The organism is Aeromonas sp. 604176 (assembly GCF_049170755.1).
Taxonomy (GTDB): Bacteria; Pseudomonadota; Gammaproteobacteria; order Enterobacterales; family Aeromonadaceae; genus Aeromonas; species Aeromonas veronii_A.
Genome location: NZ_JAAKNE010000003.1, coordinates 28,463 through 43,702, shown reverse-complemented (window position 1 = coordinate 43,702; position 15,240 = coordinate 28,463). Strand labels below are relative to the sequence as shown.

General features: G+C 59.9%; 13 protein-coding genes. 3 read left to right on the top strand and 10 right to left on the bottom strand.

Annotated elements, in window-relative coordinates:
* Window positions 1-59: 59 nt before the first annotated feature.
* Window positions 60-590 carry a hypoxanthine phosphoribosyltransferase gene (hpt, locus tag G5358_RS00980; RefSeq protein ID WP_005335618.1) on the bottom strand — a complete coding sequence of 177 codons (531 nt, stop codon included), beginning with the start codon at window positions 588-590 and terminating at the stop codon, window positions 60-62.
* A gap of 201 nt (window positions 591-791) precedes the next feature.
* Here hpt and G5358_RS00975 point away from each other — a divergent pair, with 201 nt between their 5' ends.
* Window positions 792-1,406, top strand: coding sequence for a TetR/AcrR family transcriptional regulator (locus G5358_RS00975; RefSeq protein ID WP_005362858.1), 615 nt, complete (start codon window positions 792-794; stop codon window positions 1,404-1,406).
* A 72-nt stretch (window positions 1,407-1,478) separates the two neighbouring features.
* Here the strand turns inward: G5358_RS00975 and G5358_RS00970 are convergent, their stop codons facing one another.
* Together G5358_RS00970 and mpl are read right to left on the bottom strand one after the other, a co-directional pair.
* Window positions 1,479-2,090 carry a flavin prenyltransferase UbiX gene (locus G5358_RS00970; RefSeq protein WP_042052375.1) on the bottom strand — a complete coding sequence of 204 codons (612 nt, stop codon included), beginning with the start codon at window positions 2,088-2,090 and terminating at the stop codon, window positions 1,479-1,481.
* On the bottom strand, window positions 2,087-3,457 hold the full coding sequence (gene mpl / locus G5358_RS00965; protein ID WP_421323420.1) for a UDP-N-acetylmuramate:L-alanyl-gamma-D-glutamyl-meso-diaminopimelate ligase: 1,371 nt from the start codon (window positions 3,455-3,457) through the stop codon (window positions 2,087-2,089). Before mpl ends, G5358_RS00970 begins: the two co-directional genes overlap by 4 nt.
* A gap of 258 nt (window positions 3,458-3,715) precedes the next feature.
* Between mpl and G5358_RS00960 the strand changes: the two genes are divergently transcribed.
* A complete protein-coding gene (locus tag G5358_RS00960) occupies window positions 3,716-4,417 on the top strand; it encodes a phosphatase PAP2 family protein (RefSeq protein WP_021229543.1) in 702 nt (233 codons plus the stop codon).
* Window positions 4,418-4,486: 69 nt separating this feature from the next.
* Here G5358_RS00960 and galE read toward each other — a convergent pair whose 3' ends face one another.
* The 7 genes from galE to barA all read right to left on the bottom strand — a co-directional run bounded on the left by galE (window position 4,487) and on the right by barA (window position 13,488).
* Window positions 4,487-5,500 carry a UDP-glucose 4-epimerase GalE gene (gene galE / locus G5358_RS00955; RefSeq protein WP_421323419.1) on the bottom strand — a complete coding sequence of 338 codons (1,014 nt, stop codon included), beginning with the start codon at window positions 5,498-5,500 and terminating at the stop codon, window positions 4,487-4,489.
* Window positions 5,501-5,616: 116 nt separating this feature from the next.
* Window positions 5,617-6,606 carry a 2Fe-2S iron-sulfur cluster-binding protein gene (locus tag G5358_RS00950; protein ID WP_421323418.1) on the bottom strand — a complete coding sequence of 330 codons (990 nt, stop codon included), beginning with the start codon at window positions 6,604-6,606 and terminating at the stop codon, window positions 5,617-5,619.
* 111 nt (window positions 6,607-6,717) lie between these two features.
* Entirely contained in the window at window positions 6,718-8,367 is a 1,650-nt protein-coding gene (gene hcp, locus G5358_RS00945; RefSeq protein WP_421323437.1) for a hydroxylamine reductase, read from the bottom strand.
* Between the two features lie 289 nt (window positions 8,368-8,656).
* Window positions 8,657-9,124 (bottom strand): Dps family protein, encoded by a 468-nt coding sequence (locus G5358_RS00940; protein WP_005343312.1) that lies wholly within the window; start codon window positions 9,122-9,124, stop codon window positions 8,657-8,659.
* Window positions 9,125-9,279: 155 nt separating this feature from the next.
* A complete protein-coding gene (locus tag G5358_RS00935; RefSeq protein ID WP_421323417.1) occupies window positions 9,280-10,167 on the bottom strand; it encodes an N-acetylmuramoyl-L-alanine amidase in 888 nt (295 codons plus the stop codon).
* Window positions 10,168-10,201: 34 nt separating this feature from the next.
* A complete protein-coding gene (locus tag G5358_RS00930; protein WP_005335594.1) occupies window positions 10,202-10,681 on the bottom strand; it encodes a DUF1456 family protein in 480 nt (159 codons plus the stop codon).
* Between the two features lie 89 nt (window positions 10,682-10,770).
* The gene (gene barA / locus G5358_RS00925; RefSeq protein ID WP_421323416.1) at window positions 10,771-13,488 is read right to left on the bottom strand and encodes a two-component sensor histidine kinase BarA; all 2,718 of its coding nucleotides are present in this window, start codon (window positions 13,486-13,488) and stop codon (window positions 10,771-10,773) included.
* A 153-nt stretch (window positions 13,489-13,641) separates the two neighbouring features.
* Here barA and rlmD point away from each other — a divergent pair, with 153 nt between their 5' ends.
* On the top strand, window positions 13,642-14,964 hold the full coding sequence (rlmD, locus tag G5358_RS00920) for a 23S rRNA (uracil(1939)-C(5))-methyltransferase RlmD (protein ID WP_421323415.1): 1,323 nt from the start codon (window positions 13,642-13,644) through the stop codon (window positions 14,962-14,964).
* Window positions 14,965-15,240 lie beyond the last annotated feature (276 nt).

The following is a 15,240-nucleotide window of genomic DNA, read 5'->3' as shown; positions in this document are numbered from 1 at the left end:
CCGCCTGCACAGAGTAAAGGGCGCAAGGCCGCTTCACCCGTGATATTCCTGAACCTGGCTTACTCCTGAGGTACCACTTTGCCGATAAACGGCAGGTTGCGATACTTCTGGGCGTAGTCGATGCCGCAGCCGACCACGAATTCGTCCGGGATGGCGAAGCCAATCCAGTCGACCGGCACCTGCACTTCGCGGCGGGAGGGTTTGTCCAGCAGGGTGCAGATGGCCAGGGATTTCGGCTCGCGCAGGGAGAGGATCTCGCGCACCTTGTTGAGGGTGTAACCGGTGTCGATGATGTCTTCCACGATCACCACATCCTTGCCCTTGATGTCGTCGTCCAGGTCTTTGAGGATGCGGACGTCACGGGTGCTGTGCATGCCGGAGCCGTAGCTGGAGGCGGTCATGAAGTCCAGGGTGATGGGCAGCTGGCACTGGCGGCAGAGGTCGGCCAGGAAGATGCAGGAACCGCGCAGCAGCGCAATCATCACGACTTCGTCAGAACCCTGATAGCGGGCGGTGATCTCTTCACCCAATTTGGCGATCCGGGCGGCTACTTCAGCCTCGGAGATCATCACCTCGACGGTGTGTTTCATCACTTACTCCCATAAGGCCAAAGGGGATTTGGCCGTTCATGAATATCAAAACCGATGATTCTACCACTCATGTTGAAGGGTGCTAGAGATACGTGGTGCTTTTATCGGCTTATTTTAATTGATAGAGTTAGCAGGCACTCAGGCATGATTAGTTAAAATACTATAAACACCATAATCAATAACTATTAGATGATAAAAACTATGGAACCACGCGCAGAAATAAGACGTCGTACCCGGCTGTCGCCGGAAGCTCGTCGCTCCCAATTGATGGAATGTGCCATCGAGGTGTTCTCCCGTCGCGGCATTGGCCGTGCAGGTCACGCCGAGATAGCCGAACAGGCCAAGGTCTCTGTGGCTACCGTCTTCAACTATTTCAACACCCGCGAGGAGTTGGTAGATGAGGTGCTGGCCGAGATCGAACGCTTTGTGAACCAGATGCTGTCGCAGGCATACGGTGACCAGGGCTCCATTTTCGACAAGATCCAGCGTCATGTACGCCTCTCTGTCGATGCCGCCTACGATCAACCGGATTATGCCGGTATCTGGCTGGAGTGGAGCTCATCGGTTCGGGAAGAGGTATGGCCCCGCTATACCCGGCTGCTCGATCAGTGCCTTGAGCTGATCGCCAGCGAGCTGCAAACCGCCATGGATGCAGGGGAGATCACCAGCGTGCTGTCGGCACAGGATCTGGCCCGCTCTTTGACCGGTTTTGGCTATGTGATGATGCAGATGATCAATCAACCTCAGCGCCCGGCGCGCCAAGAGGTGACTGATTTCCTGTTCAAGTACGTGACTGCGCCAATTCAGGCTCGCTAACACGGCTTAACGAAAAAACGGCGTCACTCATTGAGTGGCGCCGTTTTTTTATGGCCGAATGTGGCGGTCACTTCACTGGTGGCCATAGCCCCAGCGGTGGGTCAGCTCATGCTCGACACCCAGATGATCGAGGATGCGGGCGACCATAAAGTCCACCAGATCGGCGATGCTTTTCGGCTCATGATAGAAACCGGGGGCGGCAGGCATGATGGTCACGCCAAGACGAGCCAGTTTCAGCATGTTCTCCAGATGGATCGCAGAGAAGGGGGTTTCGCGGGGCACCAGGATCAGCTGGCCGCGCTCCTTGATCACCACATCCGCCGCCCGCTCCAGCAGGTTGTCGGAGGTGCCGTTGGCAATGGCCGAGACGGTGCCCATGGAGCAGGGGCAGACCACCATCTGTTTGGGCGCGGCCGAGCCGGAGGCGACCGGCGAGAACCACTCTTCCTTGCCACAGGCGACTATCTGACCCTCTTTGGCGCCATATTGGCGACAAAGATAGGCTGAGAGCTCTTTCGGGGAGCCGGGCCAATCCTGCTGCTGCTCTGTCTTGAGTACCACACGAGCCGCCGATGAGGCGAGCAGGTAGACCCGATAGTCCGCCTGCACCAGACACTGGAGCAGGCGCAGGGCGTAGGGTGCGCCGGAGGCGCCGGTCAGCGCCAGGGTGATCGCTTTGTTCATAGTTCGCCGTGGTAATCCTTGAGGCGGGCGATCAGCTTGTCATGAATGCCACCGAAGCCGCCGTTGCTCATGATCAGAATATGGTCGCCATCGCGGCTCTCGGCCACCAGCCGGTTGATCAGGGTCTCCAGATCGTTGAATACCTTGGCCGGACGGGTCATATGGGCCGTCACCTCGCCGAGATCCCAGCCGATGTTGGGCGGCTGGAAGAAGAACACCTCGTCGGCGCCATCGAAGCAGCCAGCCAGCTCCTCCTTGTGAACCCCCAGCTTCATGGTGTTGGAGCGAGGCTCCAGCACCGCCAGAATACGTGAGCTGCCTACCTTGGCGCGCAGGCCGCCGAGGGTGGTCTCGATGGCAGTGGGGTGGTGGGCAAAGTCGTCATAGACGCTGATGCCGGCTACCTCGCCCTTGAGCTCCATCCGCCGTTTGGGGGATTTGAACTGGCAGAGCGCCGCAATACCGTGCTCGACCGTCACGCCGGCATGACGGGCGGCAGCGATGGCCATCAGGCCATTGTTGACGTTGTGCTCGCCGATGCACTCCCAGTGCACCTCGCCCTGCTTCACCCCGTCCAGCCATACCTCGAAGGCAGAGCCATCGTCGGCCAGCTTGACCGCCTTCCACTTGGCATCGTCCTGACCCACCAGCTCCACCTCGCTCCAGCAGCCCATCTTGCGAACGGCGGCCAGGTTCTCGTCCCCCTTGGGGAAGAGCACTCGACCGTTGCTCGGCACGGTGCGCATCAGGTGGTGGAACTGGCGCTGGATGGCGGCCAGATCCGGGAAGATATCCGCGTGGTCAAACTCCAGGTTGTTCATCACCAGGGTACGCGGGTGGTAGTGGACAAACTTGGAGCGCTTGTCGAAGAAGGCACAGTCATACTCGTCCGCTTCGATGACGAAGAAGGGGGCGGAGCCGAGACGGGCGGAGACCGGGAAGTTGCCTGGCACGCCGCCGATGAGGAAACCGGGCTCCAGCTTGGCGTACTCCAGCACCCAGGCCAGCATGCTGGCGGTGGTGGTCTTGCCGTGGGTGCCGGCGACGGCCAGTACCCAGCGATCTTGCAGCACGTGCTCCAGCAGCCACTGGGGGCCGGAGATGTAGGGCAGATTGCGGTCCAGTACATATTCAACACAGGGGTTGCCGCGGCTCATGGCGTTGCCAATCACCACCAGATCCGGCGCCGGATCGAGTTGGGAGGGGTCATAGCCTTCGGTCAGTTCGATGCCCTGTTGCTCGAGCTGGGTACTCATGGGGGGATAGACGTTGGCATCCGAACCGGTCACCCGGTAACCAAGCTGTTTTGCCAACACCGCCAGACCACCCATAAAGGTGCCGCAGATCCCGAGAATGTGAATATGCATACCGCTTCCTTTCGCAGTAAAGGGAAGTGCGCATTCTAGGGGGTGTTGCCGTGGTGGCACAAGCCGCACTCATGGTGAGAGGCCCACAGATGCAGCACCGGAGGCAGAAATCTTGGCGCTGTTGGGATATGCGAGATTGGAATGGGCGGTCGGGCTTTATTTGAGGCTTGATATTGTGTCGCACTTTCTTACAATTCTTCGGTTTTGTGACGCACGCTGCAGTTTTACGATATCGCCCTTTTCCAAAGGAGAGTCCCCATGGGCAAGTTCCTGCTTTGCTATCTGGTCGGTGGGCTGGTGGCCATCAGTTGGGCTGCGCTGCCCGCTCATGGTCCCTGGGATCAGTGGGACCTCGCGATTTTTCATACCGTTAACGGCTGGCTCGGCCAGTCGGTTCTGTGGGCCGATCTGGTGGCCATCACCAATAACCGGCTGTTCGATCTGGCGGTGTTGGCCTGTATGGGGCTGATCCTGGCCCGATGTTTCTTTGCACGGGATCTGGCAGGTCGTCGCCAACTGGTGGCGATGGGGATAGTGATGCTGCTGAGTGCACTGGTGATCAACCAGCTTGGCCACCGATTGCCGGTGGAGCGACCCAGCCCGACCCTGATGGTGGCTGATGCGCTGCGGGTGACCCAGATCAGTGCTATTCCGACCAAGGACTCTTCCGGTGACAGCTTCCCCGGGGATCACGCCCTGTTTCTGATGATCTTCGCCGGCTACGCCTTGCGTTATCTGCCGCGCTGGGCGGGAGTCACCGCATTGCTGATGGTGCCGATCTTTTCCGCGCCGCGCATTCTGGCTGGCGCCCACTGGTTTACCGATGTCTATGTCGGTGCGCTGGGGCTGGCGACCCTCTGTCTGCCCTGGTTGCTGCTGACCCCGCTGGCGGATCGGCTGATAGAGCGCATCGCCCCCCGATTGGCCCGTGTGCCGCTGCTGCGCAGTCAGACCCACTGATTGAACGTCGCAAAATAAAACGCCCCGACATGAAAATGTCGGGGCGTTTTATTATCAACCCGCGAGATATCAGCCTTGATAGCCGTTCGGGTTGTTGCTTTGCCAGCGCCAGGTATCGACCATCATCTGCTCAAGACCGCGCTCTGCCTGCCAGCCCAGCTCGGCACGGGCCAGCGTCGGCTCTGCCCAGCACTCGGCGATGTCGCCCGGGCGACGGGGTTTGATCTGGTAGGGAATGGGGCGGCCGCAGGCCGCTTCAAACGCCTTGATCATCTCCAGTACCGAGTAGCCCTGACCTGTGCCCAGGTTGTAGGTGAAGACACCGGTGTCGTTCTTGATGCGCGCCAGTGCTTTCAGGTGGCCGATGGCCAGATCCACCACATGGATGTAGTCGCGCACGCCAGTGCCATCCGGGGTCGGGTAGTCGTTGCCAAATACCCCCAGCTCCTTGAGCTTGCCGACACCCACCTGGCTGATATAGGGCAGCAGGTTGTTGGGGATGCCGTTGGGATCTTCACCAATCAGGCCGCTCTCGTGGGCGCCGACCGGGTTGAAGTAACGCAGCAGTACGATGGCCCAGCGGGGATCGGATTTGGCGAGATCGCGCAGGATCTCCTCCACCATCAGCTTGGAGCGACCATAGGGGTTGGTGGCGCTGGTGGGGAAATCTTCCCGCAGCGGTACCGAGGCTGGATCGCCATAGACGGTGGCCGAGGAGCTGAATACCAGCCGGAAAACCCCGGCCTTGGCCATCTCTTCGCACAGCACCAGAGTGCCGCTGATGTTGTTCTGGTAGTAGGTGAGCGGGATCTGGCTCGACTCTCCGACCGCCTTGAGGCCGGCGAAGTGGATCACCGATTCGATCTGGTGGTTGGCAAACAGCTGCTGCAGGCAGGCTCTGTCCAGCACGTCCCCTTCGACGAAGATGACCGGCTTGCCGGTGATCTGCTCGACCCGCTTGAGTGACTCCGGTGAGGAGTTGGATAGGTTGTCGAGTACCACGACCTGCTGCCCCGCGCCGAGCAGCTCAACCAGGGTGTGGGAGCCGATATAGCCAGCGCCCCCTGTGACCAGTATTGTCATTTTTTATCCCGTGTTCTGGTGAAACTGGGGCAGAGTCTAGCGCCCCTGTCTACTTGGGAAAAGGTTGGGATACCGATGACGCCTTCACCGCACCTCACAAAAGCCTTCACCACGTCTCAATAATCGAGACTGATATCCCCTTTCGCAGTGCAGGAACAGGCCAGAGCAACGCCGCTCTCCAGATCCTGCGCACTCAAGGTCATCACGCTCTGGCGCTCGATGTCACCTGTGGTGGTGCAACGACAGCTGCCACATACCCCGGCGCGGCAAGCGGCCATTATGGTTTCGCCCGCCGCTTCCAGTGCCGCCAACAGGGTCTGACCTGGCAGGATCTTCACCTTTTTGCCGCTCTTTTTCAGGGTCAGCCAGAAATGGTCGCTGGTGGCGGCGGCGGGCTCTGCTGAAGGAAAACCAAAGGACTCCTGATGCAGCTGCTCCGGCGGTAATCCCAGCTCCGCCAGCATGGTTCTGACCGCCGCCATATAGGGGGTTGGCCCGCAGAGATAGACATGGCGTTTGCGCAGATCCGGGGCCAGCTCGGCCAGCATGGCGGGGGTGAGTCGGCCAATCCTGGGGTGATCTGCAGGGGCCTCTTCCAGAATCAGGGCATGGCGTACACCGGCATGGGCCTCAGCCAGTGCAGCCAAGTTATCTGCGAAGATCACATCTGCTGGCGAGCGGGCGCTATGGATAAAGCGGATATCGGCATCCGGTCGTTTGGCGAGCTCGTCTCGCAACATGGCCCACATGGGGGTAATGCCGGAACCGGCGCTCAAGAGCAGTGGCCGTTCGCAAGGCAAGGCGGTCAGGTTGAAATCGCCGAACGGGCCATCGGCCCGGATCTCGTCGCCCACTTGCAGGGTCTGGTGCAGATGGCGAGAAACCCGTCCCACATCCTTGATAGTCACTTGCCAGCATGCATCCTGCGGGCTGGAGGAGAGGGTATAGGCGCGGCACTCCGGCTGGCCGTCTATCTCGGTGTGCAAGGTTATGCACTGGCCAGCCAGTACGGGAGGGAGGCTGCCAGAAAGCGGCGCCAGCTGCCAGCTCACGACGTCGTGGGTGTTCTGTTGGCGGCCAATGCAGGTGAGCGTGAGAGAGGTCATCACAAGGCTCCTTAGGTTTGAAACGGTTCGAAAAACGTCTGGTGAAAAAGCCGGGTCCAGAAAAAAGGCGAGCCGGGCGGCTCGCCAAACGCTTACAACATGAGGTGCCGATCAGGCCGCCAGGATCTCGGCCAAGTCAGCCTCGGCGGTGGTGGTCCCTTTCAGGCCGAACTGCTCCTCCAGCACCTTGAGCAGCGCCGGGGTGAGGAAGGCGGGTGCGGTCGGGCCGGTACGAATGTCCTTCACCCCGAGTGAGAGCAGGGTGAGCAGAATGACGATGGCTTTTTGCTCGAACCAGGAGAGCACCAGCGTCAGCGGCAGATCGTTGACCCCGCACTCGAACGCCTCGGAGAGTGCCAGCGCCAACTGGATGGCGGAGTAGGCATCGTTGCACTGACCCACGTCCAGCAGACGCGGAATGCCGCCGATGTCGCCAAAGTCGAGCTTGTTGAACTTGTATTTGCCGCAGCCCAGGGTGAGCAGCAGGCTGTCGCGCGGCGCCGCCTTGGCAAACTCGGTGAAGTAGGCGCGCTCGGCCTTGTCGCCGTCACAGCCACCCACCAGGAAGAAGTGGCTGATCTCCCCGGCTTTGACCTTCTCGATCACCGCGGGGGCGGCCTGCATCAGGGCGTTGCGGGCAAAGCCGATGGTGATGAAGTGCTCGAGCTCAACGTGCTTGAAGCCTTCCAGCGCTTGGGCCTTGGCGATCACGGCGGAGAAATCATCTCCCTCCAGATGGGTGACGCCCGGCCAGCCGACGATGGAGCGGGTGAAGATACGATCCGAGTAGTTGCCCACATTCGGGTCGATGATGCAGTTGGAGGTCATCACTACGGCGCCCGGGAAGTTGGCAAACTCCTTCTGCTGGTTCTGCCAGGCGGAGCCGTAGTTACCCACCAGATGGGGGTACTGCTTGAAGAAGGGGTAGGCCAGCGCGGGCAGCATCTCGCCGTGGGTGTAGACATGAATGCCGGTTCCCTTGGTCTGCTCCAGAATGAGCTTGAGATCCATCATGTCGTGGCCGGAGACCAGAATGCACTTGCCGGGGATCGGCGTGACCCTGACCCGGGTCGGCTCCGGATGGCCGAAGGCGCTGGTTTCACCGAGATCCAGCATCTCCATGATTTTGAAGTTGAGCTGACCGATCTCCATGGCACAGCTGAACAGCCGACCCATTTCGCTCGGGTCTGTGCTGAGCCAGCTCATGATGCGGTGGAATTCGGCGGCCACCTCGTCACTCTGCTGATCCAGCACCCGAGCGTGCTCCATATAGGCGGCGGCACCCTTGAGGCCGTAGAGACAGAGCAGACGCAGCCCCATGATGTCTTCGTTCACTTCGTTCTTGCCCCGATTGGGGGCGGCTGGCGCGGCATGGGCAAGTTGTTCCAGCAGCTCGGCACCGGGTTCGAAGTAAGCGGAGTGTGGCAAGTCGTTGACCTGCACCGCCATGGCGGTCAGACGATCGGCCAGCTGCTGGCGATAGGTGAGGGCCTGATTGACGTAGGCCACGATGCGATTCGAGTCGAAGTTGACGTTGGTGAGGGTGGCGAAGAAGGCCTTGGGCACGAAGGCATCGATCTCGCGGTCGATGATGCCCTGCTCGCGGGCGGCCAGCGCCCAGGCGCTGAGCCCCTGCAGGGTGTAGATCAGCACATCCTGCAGATCCGAGGTTTCCGCCGTCTTGCCGCACATACCTTGTGCGTAGGCACAGCCGTTGCCAGCCGGGGTACGAATTGTCTGTTCACATTGCACACAAAACATCATGCCTCTCCTAATTGGACATTTCAGTTGTCTGTTTTGTGGCGATTCTATTCCTCTCGCGAAAAACTTAATAGGCATTCAATTTGCCAATTAAGATTCCCTTGATGCAGATCAAAAACAAAAAAAGCCGCCCAAACAGGGCGGCAAGCGGGTGGATAAAAGGAGAGACAACTCAGGTTTGCAACAGAACATAACAATCAGACGGATTGGGCCGTGGTCTGGTCAGGAGCTTTCGGCCCGGTACTTACTCAAGCCAGCATACGTACGCTGTAGTCGGCTTGGTTCACTATCAGGCCAGATAAGCGCGCAGCATCCAGACCAGTTTTTCCTGCTGCTGCACATAGTCGGAGAGGATGGAGGCAGTGCCTTCATCACCGGCTTCGGCGGCCTGACCCAGAATACGGCGCTGGGCGACCAGCAGTTCGCGGAAGCTATCCAGCAAGGATTCGACACAGGCGCGGCCATCGTGCAACCCTTTTTGCTCTGGGATGGCAGAGACTTTCAGGTATTCACTGAAGCTGTGCATTGGCACGCCATCCAGGGTCAGGATCCGCTCGGCCAGTGCATCGACTTTCAGCAGCAGGTCGTTGTAAATCTCTTCAAATTTCAGGTGCAGTTCGAAGAACTGGTTGCCACGGATATTCCAGTGGAAGCCGCGCACGTTCATGTAGAGGATCTGGTAGCTGGCCAGCAATTTGTTCAACTCGGCTGCCAGGGCTTGTGATTGAGCAGTATCAAGACCAATCGGGCTTTTCATCATTCACCTCCAGATTTGGAAATCGGTTTGAAATTCTCTTTCGGAACGCAGTCAGAGTAACGCCTTGCAAAATGCAGGGACAATTGCTTGTGCCTAACTGTTTGATAGCTAACGGCTATCAAACAGTACGCAGCAACGGTGACAATAGATGAGGATTAGGGGAAGTATTTTTCGAGCAGCGCCATCAGGATGGCCTGGCACTCGCGGTCCGGTTTGCTATCGACCTTGCTGGCGCGAAAGTGGAGCTGAAAGGCGCCCATGACGGCGTGGCTCTGCTCATCCCACTGGCCGCTCCGGGGCAGGCCATAGCCATAGCGGGCCAGCTGCTGCTGCCACATGGCCGCATCCCAATCGGGCAAGGGGCTGGCCAGTAACTCGGCCACCCGACCTTCATCTGGCCAGGCGCCGACTCCGTACGTCAGATAGAGCTGGCGCCAGGGGAAGTGAGGGCCGGGATCCTGCTTGCGCTCGGGAGCGACATCGCTGTGGCCCAGCACCTGGGTCGGTGGAATCTGGTAGCGGGCGGCCAGCTCCCGGCTGAGGGCGCCGACGGCGGCAATCTGCTGCGGGGTATAGGGTTGCCAGCGGCGGGCATCGGGGGCCAGCGGCTCATCTTCTGCTGGATAGCCGAGGTTGACGATCTCGATGCCAAGGGAGCTGGCATTGAGCCCGGCATATTGGTGCCAACGGCTGCGTCCGGCATGCCAGGCGCGCGCGCTGTCCGGCACCAGCTGATAGACCGGTAGCGGGGTCTCGTGGCTGTTGCGGGGGATCAGGTAGTGGGCGCTCACCTTGTGCTCCGGCTCGGTCAGCAGGCGCAAGGAGTTGGCATCATCTTCGTCGGTGTAGTGGAGGATCAGAAAGGCGATCCGCTCGTTCTGGTTGGCGCTCTGATAGCGGGTCGAGAGCTGGTACTCGGACGGGGTACAACCACCCAGCAGCAGAACCAGTGGCAGAAAGAAGAGGGGAAGAAGAGAGCGCCAGCGCCATCCCCCTGCCGCAGCTAGGCTGCTGAACGTGGGAGGTGTGAGTCGCTGGCACATGTCGAAGGCCCAGTCTGGTCAGTCGCGCGGCTGGTCAGCCGCGGTATTTGGCCGTGAGGCCGATCAGGAAGTTGCGCAGGATCTGATCCCCGCAATCCTGATAGTGCTTGTGATCCTTGGAGCGGAACAGGGCACTGAGCTCGGACTTGGAGAGGTTGAAGTCGGCGAGCTTGAGGGTGCCGAGCATGTCCTCTTCCTTGAAGTTGAGACCGATGCGCAGCTTGCGCAGGATCATGTTGTTGTTGATCCGGTTCGGGATCACCTGGGCCGGTGCATCTTCCCGCACACCGCGGCGGGCGATGATGAAACCGTCGAGGAACTGGCTCAGGGCCGAGTCGGGACAGGCGACATAGCCTGCCTCTTGCTCTTCACCTTCCGCTGCCTCTTTCATCAACCAGCTGTGCAGCTGGGCGTGAGTGACCGTCAGGTTGCCCTTGGCAAACATCTCGACCATCTGGTCGTTGCTGATGGTGAGGGCGTAGCGCAGACGGCGCAGAATATCGTTGTTGGTCATGCTGACTCCTGTGTAAACGGCGCAACTTTACCATCTGGCGGCCCTCGCGTCAGAAAAAGCGGGGGCCGATACAGTTCAGGTCAAGCTCATCAAGCCTTGCCGAGATAGCGGGGCGCCTCCTGGCGCACCAGTTCCAGCGCATCTTGCAGCTCCAGCAGTTCGGGTTCCAGTTCGCTGACCGGCACGCCGTCACGCAGCTGTTGCTCCAGCTGGGAGAGCAGCCGTTGCAGCCCCGGCACCCCGGAATAGGCACAGCCGCCGTTGAGGCGATGGAGCTGTGCCAGCACTTCACTATCTTCAATTTCGCCAGCCAGCGCGCTATCCAGCACAGGTTCCACTTCGTCGAAACTGGCCAGCAGCATGGTCAGCATCTCTCTGGCGAGATGCTCTTTCCCCGCCGCTTGCCGCACCGCCAGTGCCCAGTCGATCTGTTGGGCACCATTATTCTGGTGGCGGCGATGGGCAAAGTCGGTGATGAGCTGGGCCAGCATGCTTTCGTCGATGGGTTTGGCCAGATAGTCGTCCATCCCCTGGCGGATCAGCCGCTCCCGTTCGCCGGGGATGGCGTGGGCGGTCACCGCCACGATCGGGGTGGTGGTGTTGAGGGACTGGTTGCGGATCGCCTGGGTGGCGCTGATGCCATCCATGATCGGCATCTGGATATCCATGAAGATGATGTCGAACGGCTGGCTCTGGGCCTGCTTGACTGCTTCCTTGCCGTTTTTGCACACCACCACCTGACTCACCATCTCCTTGAGCATGGCGGCGATCAGCTTGAGGTTGGCGGCGTTGTCATCCACCGCCAGCACCTTGATTGGCTGCAACTGGCGCGGCGCAGGTTGAGCAGGCAGCTTCTGGCGGCTCGATTCCGGCGAGAGCAGGGCGTGCAGCAGCTTGCGGTGGTTGACCGGTTTGGAGAGACAGTGCTGGGCGCCATGGGCCAGCATCGCTTCATAGAGCGCCGGCTCGTGGCTGCTGAGCAGCACTATGGTGTTCTGCTGCTGGCCGTTCAGTCTGTCGAGACGGCCGATCACCTGCTGCGGCGTATGCAGGGTGCTGCTGCCGATGATCACCATCTCCTGCTCGCTCATCTCGGGCCAGGGATCATCGCTGGTCAGTGGGTGCACGTCGAGGCGCCACTCCGCCAGCAGGGCGAGCAGAGAGGCTTGCGCGAAGGGATCCGGTTCCAGCAGCCAGAGCCGTTTGCCACGGATCCGATCCAGCGGCAGTTGATCGGTCTGGGGCAGGGGGGAGACCTCCACATCCAGACTGAACGAGAAGATGGAGCCTTTGCCGAGTTCCGATTCGAAGCGGATCTGGCCGCCCATCTGCTGCACCAGCTTCTGGGTGATGACGAGGCCCAGGCCCGTGCCGCCATAACGGCGAGAGATGGAGGAGTCGGCCTGATTGAAGGCCTGGAAAAGCTGATGTTGCTGCTCTTGGGAGATGCCGATGCCGGTATCACGGATCTGGACGTTGAGCCTCACCTTGTGGTTGCCACTGCCGGTCTGCTCGATATGGACATCCACGTTGCCCTGTTCGGTGAACTTGATGGCGTTGCCGGTGAGGTTGGTCAGCACTTGTTGCAGACGCATGGGGTCGCCGGTGAGGTAGTCCGGCACATCGGCATCCACCCGCAGGGAGAGCTCCAGCTGCTTGTCGTGGGCGCTGGGGCCGAGCAGGTGCATGGTCTCGTTGAGGGTGTCGCGCAGGCTGAACGGGATATGCTCCAGCTGCAGCTTGCCCGCTTCCAGCTTAGAGAAGTCGAGGATGTCGTTGATGATGCCAAGCAGGTTGCGCGCCGACTTCTCGATGGTCTGCATGTAGTCGGTCTGGCTCGGGGTCAGGCTGGTTTTCAGCAGCTGGCGGGTAAAACCGATGACCCCGTTGAGCGGGGTACGCAATTCGTGGGACATGTTGGCCAGAAACTCCGACTTTACCCGCGCCGCCTCCTGCGCCCGCTTCTTGGCCATGTCGAGCTCGACGTTCTGGATCTCGATCTGCTCCAGGGTTTCGCGCAGGTCAGAGGTGGCCTGATCGATATTCTGCTGCATCTCTTCGTGATATTCGGAGAGCGCCTTGGCCATGGCGTTGATGCCGTTTTTCAGCATATCCAGCTCGCCGGTGAGCTGGCCGCTGACCCGGGTATCGAGGCGCCCCTCCCTGATCTTGTGCACCGCCTGCACCATGTTGGTGATGGGCTGGGTCACGCTCTTGACCAGACGGAAGCCAAACAGGGTGCTGAAGGCCACCCCGATGAGCACCATGATCACCGCAAAGAAGGTGTCGCGGTATTGCAGCAACATGGCCCTGTCGGTCGCCATCTGCATCGAGATGTAGCCGATCATCGGCGGCTCTACATCGCTGGGCAGCGGGAAGCCATCCAGACTGGTTTCAGCCTGGATCGGGGTGCGCAAAATGATGTCGTCCCCCTGAAACGTCACGCTGGTCAGATCCGGAATGGGCTCGCCATCGGGCAGTCTGAGTCGGGTGAAATCCCGGTGATAGTTCGAGGTAACGAACAGCTGGTTGTCCTGGGTGAAAACAGCGATGGACTTGATAAAGGGAGAGTTCTTGCGATGGGTCAGACCAATCAGCCGCTTGAGGGATTCTCGGCTGTGCTGGGTCATCCCGTATTCACTGGCGATTGCCAGTGGTTCGATGATGTTGATCCCCTGATCAATGAGGTTGTTTTCCAGCTGCTGGTAGCGGTGGAAGGTGAAGTAACCGGCCATCAGGCCACCGATGATCAGGGTCGGCAGGATGGTGAAGGCGAGAACGCGTGCTCTCAGGCCATATTTGGTCATACGAACAGGCCACCAGTGAACAGGGTTGGCGATAGGGTTGATGGCAATACACGGGCTCTGTGGCCGTATTTGGTCATACTATTATTCTTGTGGGACAATACCCGGCAGCAGATTCCACAATCATGACATAGCCACCTATAGGCACCAAGTTTTATGGCCCAGTTTTTCAAGCCCCAAAAGAAGTCCACCCAGCTCCAACGCATTGAATTTACGATAGACACCCTCGATCACCACTGCGTCGGTATCGGTCGCCATCAGGGCAAGGCGATCTTCGTCGAGGGGGCTCTGCCCGGCGAGACCGTCAAGGCACGCATCACCGAAGAGAAAAAGCAGTATGGTCACGCCGCCTTGCAGCAGGTGGTGACCCCGGCGGCCAACCGTATCGCCCCCTTCTGCAGCCACTATCGCGAGTGCGGCGGTTGCAGTGCCCAGCACATGTCGGTTACCGATCAGCAAGCCGCCAAGGCGGCCGGACTGGTCAGCCTGTTCGAGCGGTTGGGCAACATCAAGGCGCCGGCACTGGAGCCGGTACTGACCGGTGAAGATCGTGCCTATCGCCGGGTCTGTCGTCTGGCCATCAAATTTGACAAAAACGGTCGCTGCACCCGGGTCGGTTTCCGCCGTCGCAACAGCAACGATCTGGTGGAGATCGACAGTTGCCCTGTGCTGGCCGAGCCGCTCTCTGCGCTGATTGCCCCGCTGCGTGAGTGCCTCAATCGCCTCAAGAGCCAGCGCGAGCTGGGCCATGCGGAGCTTATCCAGGCCGAGCAGGGGATCATGATGCTGCTGCGTCACACCGGCCGTCCCAATGAGGCGGATCGCGCCCTGCTGGTGGAGTTTGCAAAAACGCAGGGGATCGACCTCTATCTGCAGGCGGCGGATGATCGCATCGAAGCGCTGCAGCAACAATTTTCCCCGTCCTACTCGCTGGATGGCCTGTCTCTTGCATTTGCTCCCGGCGATTTCATTCAGGTCAACGGCCCCATCAACCAGAGCATGGTTGAGCAGGCGCTGACATGGCTCGGGGCGAGCAAGGATGACAAGGTGCTCGATCTCTTCTGCGGTATCGGCAACTTCACCCTGCCGCTGGCCCGTCAGGCTCGCGAAGTGGTGGGTGTGGAAGGTGAACTGGCCATGGTGCAGCGGGCCGAAGAGAACGCCCGTCGCAACGGCATCACCAATGCCCGTTTCTACAAAGCCGACCTGAGCGATGACATCGTCGGCATGTCCTGGGCGCGGGAAGGGTTTGATCTGGTGCTGTTGGATCCGGCTCGCCCAGGCGCGCTGGAAGTGATGGGACACGTCGTGAAACTTTCACCCAAGCGGGTGGTCTACGTCTCCTGTAACCCGGTCACCCTGGCGCGGGACAGTCAGGTGCTGGTGAGAGGGGGTTACCGTCTGGTGCGGCTCGGCATGCTCGACATGTTCCCTCACACCGGTCATCTGGAGTCCATGGCGCTGTTTGAACGGGAGTAAATGACTCATCAGTTCGGCGATGCCGGATAGGTCATCCGGCATGTTCGTTACTCTTTGAGCAGGTGTGTATATGAAGTAATCCTGCTCATCGGTACGGCGATGCGGATGTGTAATCTGGCATGTCTGCGGCTGTTTGAGCTGATGTGATTGGGGTAATCTAGACCCTCGTCGTTCGGCAGGGCCTGTTGGCGCGCTCTATTGTCTTTCTGGACAATATGCCTTGAAAAGTGCGCTGGATATCCCCATTTGAGGCAATCTCATGAGGGGAGAAAGTGA